We start from the raw sequence: 17,859 nt of genomic DNA, 5'->3' as shown, positions 1-17,859 counted from the left end.
ATTAAATATATACAAATAATAATTCTCATAACCGCGAACTTTATCCCACAACATATTGAGCGAGCTTTGTCACCAAGTCACATTTTCTCTTTTTTAAAATCGAAATTTCACCTTTTCCTTAACTTCAATCGTGACAACTTTATCAAAAAAAGATATTCACCAGCACTGCAAAGAAAATCACCTTTTATTCCACCTGCTTCTTGTATAACTTTAACGCACCTCGAACATTATAGATCTAAGTACATGAAAAAGAAGAATTTTGCTATTGTAGCGTTCGCTATTGCGTTATCGTCCCAAGTACATGCTAACGATGAAAATCACCACCGTTTAGGCGTTGGATATAGCTCGACTGATGCTGAGGTAAAGGGGGTCAGCTTTGGTTATGGCGATGGTATCAAACTTGAATATGGATATGATTTAAACAGCTATTTTGGTGTTCATATCTCCTATGAGCAAAACAACGAAAGCATCTTAAGCGGAGAAACGATGAAGTTCGGTGGTGATCTCGGCTATACGTTCTACGGAGAAAATGTCTCGATAAAACCGTTCATTTCAGCCGGCTTCTACCTGTACGACGAGAATTTTTATGACGATGCTGGTATTTATTTCGGGGTGGGTGCACGAGCTACTTATAGAAATTTCTATGCCGACGTAAGACAAGAAATCTTTGATATGGAAGATCAGGGCGTTGACGTTGATATTGAGCAGTTCTCCTTCACCGTTGGGTTAAAGTTCTAACAAAAGTCATTAGTTAACAACCTCAGTGCGAGCCGGTTAACTCATTATTGGATAACTGGGTCGCTCTTTCAAACACAGCAACAATGTAATAAATTGCAACGAAATTAACAGTATGATGATTTTCTTCACATAATGCACAAGCAACTCTCCATATCATCATATATATACATTTTATTGACAGAAAACAAAGTTACCCAGTAGCACGTCATGAGAAAAATAGACAAAAGTCACCTACCTCTAAATAAGTAGGCGACCTATCTAAATACATGTGTCATTAATAACACAGAGAATGTCGTGCTATGAAAACCAAATTAAAACAGCTATTAGCACCAAAGTTTACTCGTCGGGAATTTGTTAAAACAAGTTCCGCGATAGGTGGACTTGCCGCTGTCGCTGGAACTATATCCCTACCCTTTAAATCAAGCTCCGCTGTTGCTTCCACACAAACAAGTACCGAAGAAAAAGTGGTATGGAGCGCCTGCACCGTAAACTGTGGTAGCCGTTGCCCATTGCGAATGCATGTCGCCGATGGTGAAATTAAATGGGTCGAAACCGATAACACCGGTGACGATACCTACGGTGATCACCAAGTACGTGCTTGTTTACGCGGACGCTCTATGCGCCGTCGCGTCTACAATCCAGATCGCCTGAAATACCCAATGAAACGTGTGGGTAAGCGTGGTGAAGGCAAATTTAAGCGCATTAGCTGGGATGAAGCCTTTGACGAAATCACCAACAACCTAACGCGTATCCGTAAAGAGTATGGCAGTGAAGCGGTGTACCTAAACTACGGTACAGGTACACTAGGTGGTACAGTGACCAAGTCATGGCCTCCGGGCTCAAGTTTACTTGCTCGCCTTATGAATCTAAGCGGTGGTTATCTAAACCACTACGGTACGTATTCAACAGCACAGATAGCAGCCAGCTTGCCTTACACCTATGGTAGCGGCGCGAATAATTCATTCTCAGATCTTGAGAATACTAAACTGATTGTCCAGTTTGGTAACAACCCAGCAGAAACCCGTATGTCTGGTGGTGGTCAAATTCACCACTTAACAGAAGCAAAACAGCGTTCAAACGCAAAAATGATCGTGATTGATCCGCGCTATACCGATACTGCTGGTGGCCGTGAAGATCAATGGATCCCAATTCGTCCAGGTACTGATGCCGCGCTTGTTGCTGGTATGGCGCATGTGATGATCACTGAAGATTTGGTTGATCAGCCATTTCTTGATAAATACTGTGTGGGCTATGACGAGAAGACCTTGCCAGCCTCTGCGCCAGCAAATTCTGACTACAAATCCTACATTCTAGGTCGTGACGCTGATAGCCTAGAAAAGACCCCTGCTTGGGCTGCTGATATTACAGGGATTCCCGCTGATATCATCATCAAACTAGCGCGAGAGATCGGTTCAACTAAGCCATGTGCTATTTTCCAAGGTTGGGGACCTCAGCGTCATGCCAACGGTGAACTCTCTGCCCGTGCGATTTCGATGCTATCGATTCTAACAGGTAATGTCGGTATTCCGGGTGGCGGTACAGGAGCGCGTGAAGGTAACACTTCTATTCCATTTGTTCGCTTCCCTATTCCTGAGAATCCCGTTAAAACAGCCATCTCATTCTTCTTATGGACCGATGCTATCTTCCGTGGCCCAGAGATGACGGCTAAAGCTGACGGTGTTCGCGGTAAAGACAAATTAGATGTACCAATTAAGTTTATCTGGAACTACGCAGGTAACAGCTTGGTAAACCAACACTCTGATATCAACCGTACTCATGAAATTCTGCAAGATGACAAAGCCTGTGAAATGATTGTGGTCATTGATAACCACATGACATCTTCTGCAAAGTACGCTGATATCATCCTGCCAGATCTTACGACCTCTGAGCAGTCCGACTTCTGTATGGATGGCGCTGCGGCAAACATGCCATATTTCATTTTCGCCAGCAAAGCTATTGAGCCAGTATTCGAAGCGCGTAGCATCTATGACATTTGTACAGAGGTTGCTAAACGTCTTGGTATAGAAAAAGAGTTTACTGAAGGTCGAGATCAAGAAGGTTGGCTACGTCACCTATATGCAGAAACCCGTAAGATTGATCCTGCTCTACCAAGCTTTGACGTGATGCGTGAACAAGGTATTTACAAGCGCAAGATGGAACATTTTGTTGCGCACGCCGATTTCCGTAAAGACCCAGACAACAACCCTCTTAATACACCGTCAGGTAAAGTTGAGATCTACTCTGAGCGTTTAGCAAATATTGCTGCCGAGTGGGAGCTTCCATCAGACGATGTAATTCACCCATTACCCGTTTATACCTCAACACATGATGGTTGGGACGATCCGAAACGCAGTAAATACCCGCTGCAATTAACGGGCTTCCACTATAAATCTCGTACTCACTCCACTTACGGCAACATCACCCAGATAATGGAAGCTGCACCTCAACAAGTGTGGATCAGCCCAATGGATGCCGAAGCGCGTGGGATCAAGAACGATGATCCTATCCGCATCTTCAACGAACGTGGTGAGACGCACCTAACAGCAAAAGTTACCCCTCGGATGATGCCAGGCGTCATGGCTGTCGGTGAAGGTGCTTGGTATGCACCAGACAAAAACGGGGTGGATCATGGTGGTAGCATGAACGTACTGACTACCCTACGCCCGAGCCCATTGGCAAAAGGTAATCCACAACATACCAATTTAGTCGACGTGCAGCTGGTGAAGAAGTCATAAGGTTTAGATCATGAAACAACTCGGATTTTATATTGATTCAAGCAAATGCACTGGCTGTAAAACGTGTCAGCTATCGTGCAAAGATAACAAAGATCTGGATATCGGCGTAAACTATCGCCGTGTCTATGAATATACAGGGGGTAACTGGGTGAAAGAAGGCGCGACGTTCCGTCAAGATGTCTTCTCTTATTACCTATCAATCGCGTGTAACCACTGTGATGAACCAGCCTGTGCCAAGGTATGTCCATCAGGAGCTATGCACAAACGTAAAGAAGACGGCTTAGTCATCGTAGACGAAGACAAGTGTATCGGTTGTCAGTACTGCTCAATGGCTTGCCCATACGGTGCGCCACAATACAATGCAGAAAAAGGCCACATGACTAAGTGTGACGGCTGTTACGAACGTGTCGGCCAAGGTCTCGAGCCAATTTGCGTGGGCTCTTGCCCGTTGCGTGCGCTTGAATTTGGCCCTATTAATGAGCTGCGAACAAAATATGGTTCCAATGCTGATGTGGCTCCATTACCATCATCGTTGAAAACTAAACCGAACATTGTGATTAAATCAAACCGCCACGCCCGCCCAACTGGCGACCGCAGCGGATTCCTAGCAAATCCGAAGGAGGTATAACATGGCTTGGCATGAATGGCCGTTAATTTTATTCACCGTCTTAGCTCAAACTGCAGTCGGGGCATTTATCCTACTGGGTGTGGTGATCCTAAGCGGCAAATTATGTTTCGGTGTTCGTGACCGACTGCATAAAGCCATGTTCTTTGTTTGGGTACTTATGGGGCTAGGCTTTGCGGCCTCAACACTTCATTTAGGCAGCCCGCTGCGTGCTTTTAATGCGCTGAATATGGTCGGAAGCTCTTGGTTATCGAATGAGATTTTTACCGGTAGCTTATTCTTTGCTTTAGGTGGTGGTTACTGGCTGTTGGAAGTGCTTGATAAAGGCCCAGAGAAAGTACGCAAGCTATTGTTACTTGCTGCGATGGTTGTTGGCGGTGGCTTCATGTTCTCGATGACTAAATTGTACTTGTTAGACACGGTTCCAACTTGGAACACCGTCTATACACCGATTGCATTCATGAGCACCATGGTGATTTCAGGTCTGATTTTCGGTCATCTACTTTTGACCAGTTCACAGCATAAAATGGCAGGCTTAGACCGAGCTTTACCTTTTGTTGGGTCATTAGCGGTTATGCTAAGCCTAATGGCGTTGGTTAGCCAAATGATCGGTCTTAATGAGATACAGACTTCTGTTACCACAGCAGCAGAGCTGATCCCTAATCTGGCACAGCTACAGATCATTCGTGTCGGCCTATTGCTGGCTGCACTGGCTGTATGGTTTATTCCTAATTTAATGAATAGCCGCCCAGGCGTGCCTGTTATGGCACTGAGCTTTGCGCTTATCCTACTATCAGAGCTTATTGGCCGCGGCGTGTTCTATGGCCTACACATGACTGTTGGAATTTAATGCCTATCCTTCGGTATTGTTAGCATAAGCTTTGCCGAAAATGAGCCAGAAGGGGAAAATGACAATGTCATTTTCCCCTTCTTCTAGCTATTGCTCTGGAACATGCAGCCTTGTGTTAACGTCGTAAAGCGCGTTCAATATCTTTTTCTATTGCGGCAGGTGTTTTAGTTGGCGCATAACGTTTCACAGGTTTACCATCTCGGCCAATTAGAAACTTTGTAAAATTCCACTTCACCTTTTGACCAATTAAGCCCGGTAATGATTTTTTTAGATATTGGAAGACTTCATGAGTATCAGGGCCATTAACATCCACCTTCCCAAACATTGGGAAGCTGACACCATAATTAATCTGGCACGCTTGGGCAATATCGCTATTCTCACCAGGTTCCTGACCACCAAATTGATTACAAGGAAAGCCTAAAATAATCAGCCCTTGCTCTTCATATTTCGCATACAAATCCTGCAAGCCTTGATATTGCGGCGTAAAACTACATTCGCTCGCAGTATTAACCACCAGCACCACCTTACCTTCATACTCTTGCATCGAAACTTGTTCGCCGCTGATACGATTAGCAGACAATTCGTAAAAACCAGACATACCTTTTCCCTTCATTTGTCGTTATTCGCCAGTGTATGCGAATGAATTAGAAAGAGAGTTCTAATTCATTCGTCAATAGCCCATAACAATGGCTATTGATTAAGGTTACTTCGATATATGAATTACGTATACTCTTCCTAACTGCTTTCGATTATCGACTTATTCATGAAAACGCTTGAAGACACGCTGAACCTACTTGGCCTTGACCAACTTCCTCTCAATACCGACGAACGTGATTATGCGACTCAGTTTATTGCGCATCGCTCAGCATTTTTTACCCGAGTATGCCAACAAAAGTCCGATAAGCCCCAGCATGATCTTGCCCTTGGTTTACTGACGCAGTCTGTGCAAATTGCTACAGAAGAGTTCAATGCGACCAAAGATAAAATCACCGATATGAACCAGCTCTTTAGTGAATCTGTTGGCAAAGAGCATGCGGATAAATTTAAAACCATGAACGCCCTAGAACTGTCTGCTATTGCGAAGCTGTGGTTTTTAGTACAAGGGTATTGTGGTATTGACGTGAGCTACACGAACGAGCAAGCAGTAGAGCTGAGTAATACATTGCTAGCTAATACAGATGACATGCAATTCCATACTCAGCGTCAAGCCTTCATGCAAGCTTATTACACGGGTATTGAGTTCAATCACAAAAATAAGCCCAAGTCGGATTTTTTATTAACAATCAAAAATGCATTGAGACGTCTATTTCCGTAAGCATTTCACCTTTCCAGTGCCTTAATACTGTGACTAATTTGATAATTTCGAACGTCAAGCCCTTACATTAAAAAGGGTTAATGGCCAAATTTATGAAAAAAACGTATTGAGCAAAAAATAATCTTATTGACAAGCTTTTGAGCAGAAAGCAATTTAACAAAAGCGCATACAACTTTTACAAAATCGATCGTTGTGTGTTTTTTAAACAGTCGATATTATGCATGCACTTCAAATATGTTGTTCCTTAATTATTTTTCTACGCCTATCAAGGATTTGATAGGCGTTTTTTTTATCTTCATTTCTCCTCCTGCCAAGCCAAGAATAAACTAAATCACAGGCTTAAATTGAATCGCTAAGTAATGCTGAAGACGCTCATGAAGTACTGATTTTTCAGCATCACTAATAAAACTTGCCTCTATAGCATGCTCTGTAAACAGTGCAACTGTCTGCTTTGACAAATTGAATGTCGTGGCAATGGCCATAAAATTCGCATTCATATACCCCCCAAAATAAGCAGGGTCGTCTGAATTAATGGTTACACGTACACCCTGCTCAAGCAGTTGGACAATGTTATGTTCTGACATGTCAGCAAAAACTTTGAGTTTCGTATTCGATAAGGGGCAAACTGTTAACGGCATTTTTGATTGAATGAGTTGTCGAACCAACTGAGCGTCTTCAGTACATCGTACCCCGTGATCAACCCGTGAGACATGCAACAGCTCAATCGCTTTGACAATGTTATTTGCAGGCCCTTCTTCCCCTGCATGCGCCACAGTTAAAAAACCCACTTCACGCGCCATCTTAAATACACGCTGAAACTTCTCAGGTGGGTGCCCTTGTTCAGACGAATCGAGCCCAACAGCAATGATCTTGTCTTTATGAGGCAATGCTTGCCGCAGGGTATCAATCGCCGCGTCTTCACTGAGGTGACGCAGAAAACACATGATCAACTGGCTAGAAATACCAAGCTGTTCTCGGCCATCAATAAGCGCACGATCAATACCGTTGATCACTGTATCGAAGCTAACACCAGACTGAGTATGGGTTTGAGGGTCAAAGAAAATTTCAGTGTGAATAACGTGTTCTTCTTTACAGCGAAGAAGGTAGGCATAAGTTAAGTCGTAAAAATCCTGCTCAGTCTTTAAAACTTGTGCACCTTGATAATAAAGATCAAGAAATGATTGTAAGTCATCAAATTCATAGGCCAGCTTTACCGCTTCTACTGAGTCATACGGTAATGCGATCCCATTCTTTTTCGCGAGAGTAAACATGAGTTCGGGCTCAAGTGTCCCCTCTATATGCACATGCAATTCAACTTTAGGTAATCCGCTCACAAATCCTTTCATCGCTCACCACCTTCTAACAGTTATGTTATGAATGAGTGTAGCTTATTGAACTCATTGAGCGGAAAGGCATAACCTAGAGGCATCGATAGATTAGTGCTTATCCCACTGCCCTTTCATCATCCATGCTCCGAACAGTGAAAGAATAAGCCCTATTGTCGCAATGAGCTGATACTTGTTTTTGATATCAACAACGGCATAAATGCTCTCCTGCCCAGTAATGGCAAGTAACCCTCCGATATCGTGAGTAACCTGAGATTGACCAAGAAAACCACTAATTGCGATACCGCCCCACAACAAAGAAACGCAGCCTAGCATCAATGATATATAGCCCCAAGTACGTTTAGTATCCATTGCCTAACCCTCATCAAATTAGTCTTGAGGTTTAGTTATAATAAGTAAAATATTGGGTTTCAAAGATAATTGATAAAAATATGATCACTTACTGACATCTATATAACTATTCTACCAAGGTATTTGATTTTGCAGACTTTATTTGAAGTGAGCCGAGAAAAAACATGTAGGAAAAACGGTAGCCTCAAGATAGACGCTTCAAAAAATCTTAGCGTACAAGCGATTGCCTTGAGGCTATGAAAGCATGTTTCTGTAACAGCGTTACTGCGTTACTGCGTTACTGCGTTAAATCATCATCAATCCAGTACTTGGAACCCGATATATTAGCATCAAGCAATAAACCTTTTTCACCAATTTGGTAAATGGCCATACCGCCATTGTACTTAGCCGTCAGCTCTGCACTCTCTGTACCTGCAACAGCACCAGCTTCAGAAGTGGCTTCCCAGCCATCTTTAACAAAGCCGTCAAAGGTTTCTTGATCTTCAAACAGAATCACTTGCTGGTAGAACTTGCCACCAAAACCCGCGGCTAAACCTGCGCCAAACATCTTCATGTAAGTACGCTGATCGTTTTGACGGTTAACCGCCACACCAGCACCTTGATTAGTATGCAGCATGAGCGAGAACTTACGAGAGTCAAATACCGCGTAGCCGTATGCACTATCAAACAATAGCTTGGCTGATGGTTGCTCATTAAACAGCCTTACCAGTGCGGTATCGGCCATGGTATCGAGTGCAAGCCTTGCTTCCTCTGCCGTTTCGGGCTCTAGCATTTCGTCGAGTTTAGCATCAGCAGCATCTAGCCATTCTTTACTGGTCTCGATAGATGCATCAGTCCATTCACCAGCGGTGTTATAAGCATCTTCTCCCCACTCAGAGACTGAATCCCATGTCTCTTTAGAGAAATCAGACACGCTATCCCACGCTTCCTTCGATCCTTTTCCTACCTCATCGCCAAGCTTCGAAGCAGCATCTTTTATCTCATCCCACCCCGCATGTACCGGAGCGGTAACAAGTGACAATGCAATCACTAGTGTTCTTAACTTCATTTGATATCTCCTCGTACACCATCAAACCGAGCCCGCCATCGAAGCTTAAACTAGCAATACAGGCTTTTCTGCTTGTTATTAATAATGAAGAATACTATAAAAAATGGCCTTTCGTTAAGGTCATAAAATCTGAAGTAAGGCCAATGAATCATTAAGCGCATCCGATCTTTGATCAACCTTATCAAAAGCATATAATCTCATGAGTATTGCCTCTAACGGAAACCAATATGCCTCTGTCTAAAGACGCCCTCAAAACCATACATGTCATCGCAAAATCAGGTAGTTTTGCCGTTGCCGCAGAGCGGCTCAGCCGTGTACCTTCAGCCGTTAGCTATACCGTAAAAAAAATGGAAGAGGAGCTCGGTTTTCCATTGTTTGACCGAACTGGACGACAAGTAAAGCTTACACCTGCGGGGCAATATTTTATCGACCAAAGCCAGTGGATGCTCGATTCTTATGAAGAATTGGTTCGCAATACGGCCATGATCAGCACAGGGGTAGATGTATCATTTTCGATAGCCATTAATAATATTATAAATCGTGATGGCCTCATCAATTTAATTGAGCAGCTAAACGAGCAGTTTCCCTCGACCCAGATTTCGGTCAAAACAGAAGTCTATAACGGTTGTTGGGATGCGTTATATGATCGGCGAGCAGATCTGGTTATTGGCGCGCCGCATTCGGCACCGAAAATGGAAGGTATTGTCTATCACTCTATTGGTAACATTGAATGGGACCTCATCGTTGCACAATCACACCCTCTGGCAAGCCAAGTCACTGTATTAACGGCTGAGCAGCTACGATATTACCCTGCCATTGTAGTCAAAGACACCTCGCAACATATCTCACCACAAGATACATGGTCACTAACAGGGCAGAAAATCATTTACGCCCCAGAGTTAACCACAGCAATCAAGCTGGTTGAGCGCGGTGTAGGGATCGGCTATATCCCCCACCACCGCATTAAGAACTTATTAGATCAAGGAACAGTCATTAAAAAAGCCATTGTGGAACATAAGCAACCAACACAGCTTTTTTATGCTTGGCATGCTAACCGTGAAAGCCCTGTATTAAATTGGTGTATCGAATATTTGATGCAGCCAGAAAAAATCAGTCAGTGGTGCCGTTAACAAATGGCTCTCAAACCCCGTGATCCAGTTCTGAATTTTCAGCCTTTTAACTCAGTAAAAAGCTGAAACGACGCATCAGCTTTTTCGATGTAAGCAAATAAACTGTGATTTGCTCCCAATCACAGCCATTGAGCACCATAATAATGTGATGAGCCACACATCAATGTATGACTCATCAAAATCTTTGATTTCACAGGTCTAATTTACTCACTTTTTTAATTAGTCACAGCTGGATAATATCAGTCCTGTGCTAACCACTAAGAGTTAGCCTGACCCAATAATTAAAGGTTATTAAACTATGACTAGAACATTTAATGCCGAACCCTTTGCCCTAGAGTTTACTCCTGAAACGACAGCTTTAGTCGTCATTGATATGCAACGTGACTTTGTTGAACCTGGCGGATTCGGTGAAGCACTTGGTAATGATGTATCGCTAGTTCGCTCTGCCATTGAGCCTTGCGGCAAAGTTCTACAAGCAGCCCGCGATACCGGAATGATGGTTATTCATACTCGTGAAGGTCACCGTGCCGATCTTAGCGACTGCCCACCAGCGAAGTTAACCCGTGGTGGCAAAACGTTTATTGGTGAAACGGGTCCAAAAGGGCGTATTCTTATTCGTGGCGAAGAAGGTCATGACATTATTCCAGAGCTCTACCCTATCGCTGGCGAACCTATTATCGACAAACCTGGTAAAGGTGCTTTCTACCAAACTGACCTTCACCTTATTCTGCAAAACCACAACATCAAAACGCTAATTGTTTGTGGCGTAACGACTGAAGTATGCGTTAACACGACAGTACGTGAAGCCAATGACCGTGGCTATGAGTGCATCATTCCAGAAGACTGTGTGGGTTCTTATTTCCCTGAATTCCAGAAATATGCACTTGAAATGATAAAAGCTCAGGGTGCAATTTTTGGCTGGGTATCTAACTCAGAAAATATTATCGAGGGCCTAAAGTAAGCTGCTGATATGATCCTTGCGCTTACTATGGGATACCTTTGCCCAGATCAGCCATTCAATGGCATCGTTCATAGTGTCTTTCGACGGTCGGTGAATATAACAACTGACCTAAAAGAAACACCTTGGGTATCCCTACTTGACGACACATTACCTGCGACCCCCACTGCATATCAGTGTAACTTTCGGTCGCAGAAAGACTTAACCACAATAATCAATGTGGGCGATAAAGTATTCATGCGAGGAGGTGTAATACGCATATGTTCATCTTCAGCACAGGCAATAAATACATTAGCTGCAACGAATTGGTCGCAAGCGCCACCTTTATCCCTAATAAATAAAAAGAGAATTAAAAATAATATTCTCATTGCAGAAGAAATATTAACTAAACATGTTTCTGAGAAAGAAAAACAGCCATTGCACTCTGTTTGCAAATATATACAACACCTAGGTTTAATTACACCTATTTGTATTTACTCTTTTCCAGAACAAATAACTGAAAACATAGGCTACGGTAAAGGGCTGACACCCTCTGGTGATGACTTCCTGCTCGGTGTACTCGCTGTATTATCTGGCTTAAGCCAGATACACCTTGAAGCAGCTACTGCCTATCAACGTTTTCAATTACATGTGCCGCAAAATATTAGCAAGACAACCGATATCAGCGCACATTATTTATCACTAGCACTATCACGGCATTTTTCAAAACCTGTGCAATGGCTAGTTTATTACTTATTTACAGCGACAGATAGGCCAACAATGGAGGCCGCGATAACAACCAATCTAAATATTGGTTCAAGCTCTGGCGCCGATACGATTGCAGGCATTGTGTACTGCATAAATGAATTATTACTGAGTTAACACGTTTAAACTGACTGGTATTTATATGGTTATTAAATATAAAGCGTTTGAAAATCTTTATCAGGATTCTGTATCCCTGATGCAGATTTCAGCTCGCCTTAATAAAATTGATGGCATCGAAGAAGCTTCGGTCGTCATGGGCACCGAGGCAAACTTATCCCGAATGGCTGATGCCGGTTTTGGTACTGACATCACAGCTAAGCCTAACGACCTCGTGATTGCGGTTAGAGGCAATGAAGATGCTTGTAATGAAGCCATTGAGCACGCGCAGACAGCGCTGACAGCCAAACCCGATAGCGGTAATGATGGCCAGCAGTTTGCACAACCTCTCACCAGTTTTGCCCTTGGCTTAGAACAGCACCCCGATGCTAACCTCGCCCTAATCTCTGTTCCTGGCGAGTACGCGGCTGCAGAAGCGATAAAGGCACTGAATCTTGGCCTGAATGTAATGATGTTCAGTGACAACGTGTCACTCGATGATGAAAGACATATCAAACAGCTCGCGCAACAGAAAGCATTAATGGTAATGGGGCCGGACTGCGGTACAGCCATTATTAATGGTATTCCACTTGGCTTCGCGAATGTTGTCCGTCGTGGTGCAATTGGTGTTGTCGCGGCCTCTGGTACTGGCTTGCAAGAAGCAACCTGTCGCATTCATCAACTCGGAGAAGGGGTATCACAAGCCTTGGGGACTGGTGGCCATGACCTGCATCAGGACGTTGGTGGGATCTCTATGTTGCATGGCTTGCAAGCATTGGCCGACGATGATGAAACGCAAGTTATTGTACTGATTTCCAAGCCACCAGCAAAAGCGATTGCTGAATCTATTCTTGCGAGCGCATCACAAATCGATAAACCCGTTGTCGTTCACTTCCTCGGTGCCAGTAACACTGAGCTATCACTAGACTCTGTTTACTTCGCAGACTCATTAGCGCACTCAGCTGAAGTTGCTGTTGCTATCCTCGGTAATCAAGAAATACCAAAAGCCATTACCCAGACGCAAGTCAGCCTAAAAATAGCGGAACAACAGATCGAAACATTTAAAGCCCAGCTCACTACAACACAACGTTGTATGAGAGGAGTATTTGCTGGCGGCACATTCTGTTTTGAAGCCCAGATTATTGCATCTCAATATGGGCTTAGCACGTACTCAAACACCCCAAGTAAAGGCAATAGTCTGCTTGATGATGTTTGGGTCAGCCAACAGCACACCATTGTTGATCTTGGCGATGACGACTTTACCCAAGGCCGCCCTCACCCAATGATCGACCCTAGTTTACGTAATCAGCGCATTCTTCAAGATGCCCAAGATCCCAATACTGCAGTGGTGTTGTTTGATGTCGTTCTTGGTTACGGTGCTTCTGAACAACCATTATCGGAACTTCTTGCCATTATTGCCCAAGTTCACCGAGAGCAAGCTACGCCTCCCGCCTTTATTGCACATGTTTGTGGTACCGAACAGGATCCTCAATCTCGTGAATTGATCCGCCATTCACTGGCAGAAGCTGGTGTCTTGCTGGCTGACAGTAATGCCGATGCTGCGCATCTTGCCGCTCATCTTGTTTCTCAACTTGGCTAACTAGGTAATTCCAATGAAAGCACTTTTCTCTCAAAAGCTTACTGTCCTTAATGCTGGCCTCGCGAGCTTTGCTACTAACGTTGAACGTGCCGGCGGTGATGCCATAGCCATGAACTGGCAACCGCCAGCTGGGGGCGACCGCGATGGTGGCCTTTCTCTTGCTACATTACTGAACCAGCCAGAGGTTGAACTGGCTAACCAAACAGCTATGCAGCGTTATCTTGCCGCCCAGCCAATGCTTATTGATGTCATGCTCGCAGGTGAAGCAATACCTGATCTCGCAGAGAAGAAACTGATTTTGCACGCAGGTCCTCCGATTGCTTGGCAAGACATGTGTGGTCCTGTTCAGGGCGCTATTTTAGGTGCTGTATTATTTGAGAAGTGGGCAGAAAACCTTGAGCAGGCAGAGGCTCTAATCCTAAATGGTGAAGTCACCTTTGAACCCTGTCACCACTATGACGCCGTTGGCCCAATGGCAGGCATCATTAGCCGATCTATGCCGCTATGGGTTGTTGAAAACCCTACGAGTGATAATGAGCGTGTATACAGCAATTTCAATGAAGGTCTTGGCAAAGTATTACGTTTTGGCGCTAACAGTGAAGCCGTTATTGATCGCCTAGAATGGATGGGGACTGAGCTTGCTCAGGCAATGAAGGCAATGCTGACACAATCTGGTCCAATCGAGCTAAAACCGATCATGGCTCAAGCGCTACACATGGGTGATGAAGTCCATAACCGTAATGCGGCAGCAACGGGTTTACTGCTAAAACAACTGGTACCTGCACTACTCAGTACCTCACTGCCTCCAGAACAAATCCAGCGCGCAGTCGGCTTCATTACAGCCAATGATCATTTCTTCCTGAACCTGTCGATGGCTGCTTGTAAGAGCATGCTTAAAGCCGCCGAAAACGTACCTAACAGCACGATGGTTACCGTAATGGCCCGTAACGGTGTCAACTTTGGTATCCGCCTTTCTGGCACAAGTAATACATGGTTCCAAGCTCCAGCAAACCCTGTTAATGGGCTTTTCTTCCCTGGTTATGGTGTCGACGACGCTGCCGCTGATTTGGGTGACAGCGCCATTACTGAAACCGCGGGCGTGGGAGGCTTTGCTATGGCTTCCTCACCAGCGATCGTGAAATTTGTTGGTGGCACGCCAGCAGATGCGACAAATAACAGTCGTTCTATGCAAGCCATAACATTGGGTGGTAATCCGGCTTTTACCCTTCCAGCACTTAACTTTGCACCAACTGCAGCAGGCATTGATGCCCGTAAGGTCGTAGATCATTCCGTGCTGCCAATTATCAATACCGGTATCGCTCACAAGCAAGCCGGTGTGGGGCAGATTGGTGCTGGTATCACCACCGCACCGATGAAGTGCTTTGTTGATGCATTACATTCGCTCGCTACCCAACATTACCGCTAGGAGCTAGATATGAATAAGAAACCCTTAGCCGTTGTAGCTTTTGGCGGCAATGCCCTGATTGACGATAACGCACATTGCTCGATTCAGGATCAGTACCAAACCGTCACCAACAACGTTGGTTACCTAGTTGATTTAATTGCACGAGGCTGGGATTTGGTCCTTACCCACGGCAATGGCCCTCAAGTCGGTTTTATTTTGCGTCGTTCTGAGCTTGCTGCCCACGAGGTTGACCCGGTACCAGTCGACTATGCCGTTGGTGATACCCAAGGCGCAATTGGTTACATGTTTCAGAAAGCATTATGTAATGAATTACAGCGCCGTGGGCTTACTCGCCCAGTTGTCACGCTTGTCACTCAAACTCAGGTAGATCCCCGAGATCCTGCTTTCCAAACACCGAATAAGCCCATCGGTTCATTCATGGATAAAGCCACAGCCGAGAAATACGCCGCGGAGCTGGATTGGCACATTATGGAAGACGCTGGTCGAGGATGGCGTCGCTGCGTTGCTAGCCCAAGTCCACAAGAAATAATTGAGATCGACAGTATCAAAACCTTGCTAGGCTGCGGTTCACTGGTTATAGCCGGTGGTGGTGGTGGAATTCCGGTTGAAAGAAATGAAAATGGCGATCTGGTTGGTGTCGAAGCCGTAATAGACAAAGACGTTGCTTCCGCATTGCTTGCCAAAGAATTACAGGCCGACATGCTGATCATTCCTACTGGCGTCGAGAAAGTCGCCATCAACTTTGGCACTCCCGAACAGCAATGGCTCGACCAGCTTACACCAAGCGATGCTAAAGCACTCGGCGAGCAAGGGCAGTTTGGTGAAGGCTCGATGAAACCTAAAGTCGATGCCCTGCTGCAATTTCTTGACGGTAACCCAGCAGGCGCAGGTGTGATCACCAAAGCCAGCACATTAATCCAAGCCATTGATGGTACGACAGGTACTTGGATTCGCAACAACCACTAATTCAACTTGGTCCGGTATGACCGGACCACTTTTTAACGGAGTACACCTTATGTCAAACACAACCCTTTTAGCCGTAAATGGCACTTTGATGCGCGGCCTTGAGCTTAACCCAAACCTTACCAATGTGGGTGGGAAGTTCATCCGTGAAGACAAAACCGACAACCACTATCGCCTATGGTCAATCAACGATGTTCACCCAGCAATGATCCGTACCATAGAAGCAAGCAACAGTGTTGACCTTGAAGTCTGGGAACTGCCAATGGAAGCCTTCGCTTCCGTTTTGAGTAATGAACCAGCAGGTTTATCTATCGGTAAAGTGATATTAGCCGATGGGTCGGAAGTGTTAGGCGTTCTGGGCGAACCTTGGCTGGTTGAAGGTCAACGTGAAATCACCGCCACTGGTGGCTGGCGCAACTATATCCAAACCCAAACCGTGATGGAAAAATAATAAAACAACTTCAAACCACACGTTATTGCCCATGGAACATCTTAAACCGTATTAAATTGTGAACGAAAGGCGTAATCATATGAGTAGTAGAAATAAAACGGATTTATCCAATACTGCGTCCGGTTTCCAAATTGCAATGATCCTACTCGGGATACTTGTTACACCGGTACTGCTGGCATCATCAAGTCTGGGAAGCCAGATGACATTAGGCACTGCTGCAGTAGTTATCGCAGTGGGTAGCATTATCTTGACCGTGCTCGCCGTGATCAACATATCTATTGGTGAGAAAGCACGCTTGCCAACCTACGGTATCGTGAAATACTCATTTGGCAGTAAAGGGGCAACGGCCATCAATATTATCATGGCCATTAGTCTCTTTGGTTGGATAGCCGTAACTGCCAACATGTTTGGTCACAGTGTGCATGACCTTCTTGCTACCCAGTTTAACCTTGACCTACCCATCCCTGTTATCGTTGCGGTTGGTTGTGTCATTTTTGTTGCTTCTACTGCTTTTGGTTTTGAAGCGCTGGGGAAAGTGTCGAAGTTTGCAGTACCAATCATTGCCCTGCTGATGTTTGTTATTTTGTACTTAGCACTTAACAGCTCAATACCTGTTGCTGAAAAACTCAATAACTTGAGCTTTGGGGCTGCTGTTTCTTCTGTGGTAGGTACAATTATTGTGCTAGTCGCAACTTCACCAGACTTTGGTAGCTTTGTACGCAACCGTAAACATGCCGTACTCGCTGGCATCCTGACGTTTGGTTTAGCGTATCCGATATTGTTCTTAGTCGGTGCTGTTCCGGGCTCAATTACTTCAGAAGGTTCACTGCTGACAGCAATGGCAGTAATAGGTACTACCCTGCCAGCTGCTATTTTGTTGGTTTTCGCCTGCATCACGGGTAATGCCGGTAATATGTTCCAAGGCACGCTTGTTGTTTCAACCTTGTTCAGCAAATTTCCTAAATGGAAGATCACCGTTGCACTCGGTATTGTTGCGACTATCGTCGGCAGCATGGATATTATGGCGTGGTTTATCCCATTCCTATTGTTCCTTGGCATTGCTACCCCGCCAATTTCGGGGATCTACATTGCCGATTACTTTATCAACCGTCGTAAAGGCTACAACGAAGCCAGTTTGGAAAACGACCCCGCAATCAAGCCACTGACATTTGTCGCTTGGGGCTTGGGTTCATTTGTTGGGTTCTGTACGGTCAATGGCTGGTTCACCCTGTCAGGTATTCCTTCTTTAGATTCTATTCTTGTCGCGTCACTCGGGTACTTCCTATTTTCTCGAGCAAACACCGCGAAAAATAAATTGGAAGCCAATAAGGCATAGTCCACGAAAGTAACCCTACCGATAATTGATCATCAAAACTCCCTTAGTCGTCTAAGGGAGTTTTTTATTTATGGAATCGTAAATCGTTTTTGGACAAAAATACTTTAGTTTGGCAGCCCTACATAATTGGTAAAAATTGTTGCGCAT

17 protein-coding genes are annotated in these 17,859 nt (G+C 44.8%); 13 read left to right on the top strand and 4 right to left on the bottom strand.

Annotation, left to right across the window (positions count from 1 at the left end):
• The first annotated feature begins 243 nt into the window (after positions 1-243).
• The 4 genes from L4D09_RS24680 to L4D09_RS24665 all read left to right on the top strand — a co-directional run bounded on the left by L4D09_RS24680 (position 244) and on the right by L4D09_RS24665 (position 4,948).
• Complete coding sequence (locus tag L4D09_RS24680) at positions 244-738, top strand: outer membrane beta-barrel protein (protein ID WP_428460200.1); 495 nt, start codon at positions 244-246, stop codon at positions 736-738.
• A gap of 299 nt (positions 739-1,037) precedes the next feature.
• Positions 1,038-3,473 carry a DmsA/YnfE/YnfF family dimethyl sulfoxide reductase gene (locus tag L4D09_RS24675; RefSeq protein ID WP_428460199.1) on the top strand — a complete coding sequence of 812 codons (2,436 nt, stop codon included), beginning with the start codon at positions 1,038-1,040 and terminating at the stop codon, positions 3,471-3,473.
• Positions 3,474-3,483: 10 nt separating this feature from the next.
• On the top strand, positions 3,484-4,101 hold the full coding sequence (locus L4D09_RS24670) for a DMSO/selenate family reductase complex B subunit (protein WP_428460198.1): 618 nt from the start codon (positions 3,484-3,486) through the stop codon (positions 4,099-4,101).
• 1 nt (position 4,102) lies between these two features.
• The gene (locus L4D09_RS24665) at positions 4,103-4,948 is read left to right on the top strand and encodes a DmsC/YnfH family molybdoenzyme membrane anchor subunit (protein WP_428460197.1); all 846 of its coding nucleotides are present in this window, start codon (positions 4,103-4,105) and stop codon (positions 4,946-4,948) included.
• A 115-nt stretch (positions 4,949-5,063) separates the two neighbouring features.
• On the opposite strand, the gene L4D09_RS24660 is transcribed toward L4D09_RS24665, so the two are convergent.
• Entirely contained in the window at positions 5,064-5,546 is a 483-nt protein-coding gene (locus L4D09_RS24660; protein ID WP_428460196.1) for a glutathione peroxidase, read from the bottom strand.
• Positions 5,547-5,711: 165 nt separating this feature from the next.
• Here L4D09_RS24660 and L4D09_RS24655 point away from each other — a divergent pair, with 165 nt between their 5' ends.
• On the top strand, positions 5,712-6,263 hold the full coding sequence (locus L4D09_RS24655) for a hypothetical protein (protein WP_428460195.1): 552 nt from the start codon (positions 5,712-5,714) through the stop codon (positions 6,261-6,263).
• A 326-nt stretch (positions 6,264-6,589) separates the two neighbouring features.
• Here the strand turns inward: L4D09_RS24655 and L4D09_RS24650 are convergent, their stop codons facing one another.
• From L4D09_RS24650 to befA, 3 genes are all read right to left on the bottom strand, one after another.
• Positions 6,590-7,609, bottom strand: coding sequence for an adenosine deaminase (locus L4D09_RS24650; protein WP_428460194.1), 1,020 nt, complete (start codon positions 7,607-7,609; stop codon positions 6,590-6,592).
• Between the two features lie 90 nt (positions 7,610-7,699).
• Positions 7,700-7,960: a hypothetical protein gene (locus L4D09_RS24645; RefSeq protein ID WP_428460193.1), complete on the bottom strand. Its 261-nt coding sequence runs from the start codon at positions 7,958-7,960 to the stop codon at positions 7,700-7,702.
• Positions 7,961-8,237: 277 nt separating this feature from the next.
• Positions 8,238-9,008 (bottom strand): beta cell expansion factor BefA, encoded by a 771-nt coding sequence (befA, locus tag L4D09_RS24640; protein WP_428460192.1) that lies wholly within the window; start codon positions 9,006-9,008, stop codon positions 8,238-8,240.
• Between the two features lie 227 nt (positions 9,009-9,235).
• Here befA and L4D09_RS24635 point away from each other — a divergent pair, with 227 nt between their 5' ends.
• From L4D09_RS24635 to L4D09_RS24600, 8 genes are all read left to right on the top strand, one after another.
• Positions 9,236-10,138 carry a LysR substrate-binding domain-containing protein gene (locus L4D09_RS24635; protein WP_428460191.1) on the top strand — a complete coding sequence of 301 codons (903 nt, stop codon included), beginning with the start codon at positions 9,236-9,238 and terminating at the stop codon, positions 10,136-10,138.
• A gap of 298 nt (positions 10,139-10,436) precedes the next feature.
• Positions 10,437-11,099, top strand: coding sequence for a cysteine hydrolase family protein (locus L4D09_RS24630; RefSeq protein ID WP_428460190.1), 663 nt, complete (start codon positions 10,437-10,439; stop codon positions 11,097-11,099).
• Positions 11,100-11,108: 9 nt separating this feature from the next.
• The gene (locus L4D09_RS24625; protein WP_428460189.1) at positions 11,109-11,957 is read left to right on the top strand and encodes an oxamate carbamoyltransferase subunit AllH family protein; all 849 of its coding nucleotides are present in this window, start codon (positions 11,109-11,111) and stop codon (positions 11,955-11,957) included.
• 25 nt (positions 11,958-11,982) lie between these two features.
• Complete coding sequence (gene fdrA, locus L4D09_RS24620) at positions 11,983-13,536, top strand: acyl-CoA synthetase FdrA (protein WP_428460188.1); 1,554 nt, start codon at positions 11,983-11,985, stop codon at positions 13,534-13,536.
• Positions 13,537-13,549: 13 nt separating this feature from the next.
• On the top strand, positions 13,550-14,962 hold the full coding sequence (locus tag L4D09_RS24615) for a YlbE family protein (protein ID WP_428460187.1): 1,413 nt from the start codon (positions 13,550-13,552) through the stop codon (positions 14,960-14,962).
• A gap of 9 nt (positions 14,963-14,971) precedes the next feature.
• Positions 14,972-15,928, top strand: coding sequence for a carbamate kinase (locus L4D09_RS24610; protein ID WP_428460186.1), 957 nt, complete (start codon positions 14,972-14,974; stop codon positions 15,926-15,928).
• 49 nt (positions 15,929-15,977) lie between these two features.
• The gene (locus L4D09_RS24605; RefSeq protein WP_428460185.1) at positions 15,978-16,376 is read left to right on the top strand and encodes an allophanate hydrolase-related protein; all 399 of its coding nucleotides are present in this window, start codon (positions 15,978-15,980) and stop codon (positions 16,374-16,376) included.
• 79 nt (positions 16,377-16,455) lie between these two features.
• Positions 16,456-17,712: a cytosine permease gene (locus tag L4D09_RS24600; protein WP_428460184.1), complete on the top strand. Its 1,257-nt coding sequence runs from the start codon at positions 16,456-16,458 to the stop codon at positions 17,710-17,712.
• The last annotated feature ends 147 nt before the right edge of the window (positions 17,713-17,859 follow it).

Source organism: Photobacterium makurazakiensis (assembly GCF_050336715.1).
In the GTDB taxonomy this organism is placed as follows: domain Bacteria; phylum Pseudomonadota; class Gammaproteobacteria; order Enterobacterales; family Vibrionaceae; genus Photobacterium; species Photobacterium makurazakiensis.
The sequence above is the reverse complement of the archived record's forward strand: the minus strand, read 5'-3'. Positions and strand labels throughout refer to the sequence as shown.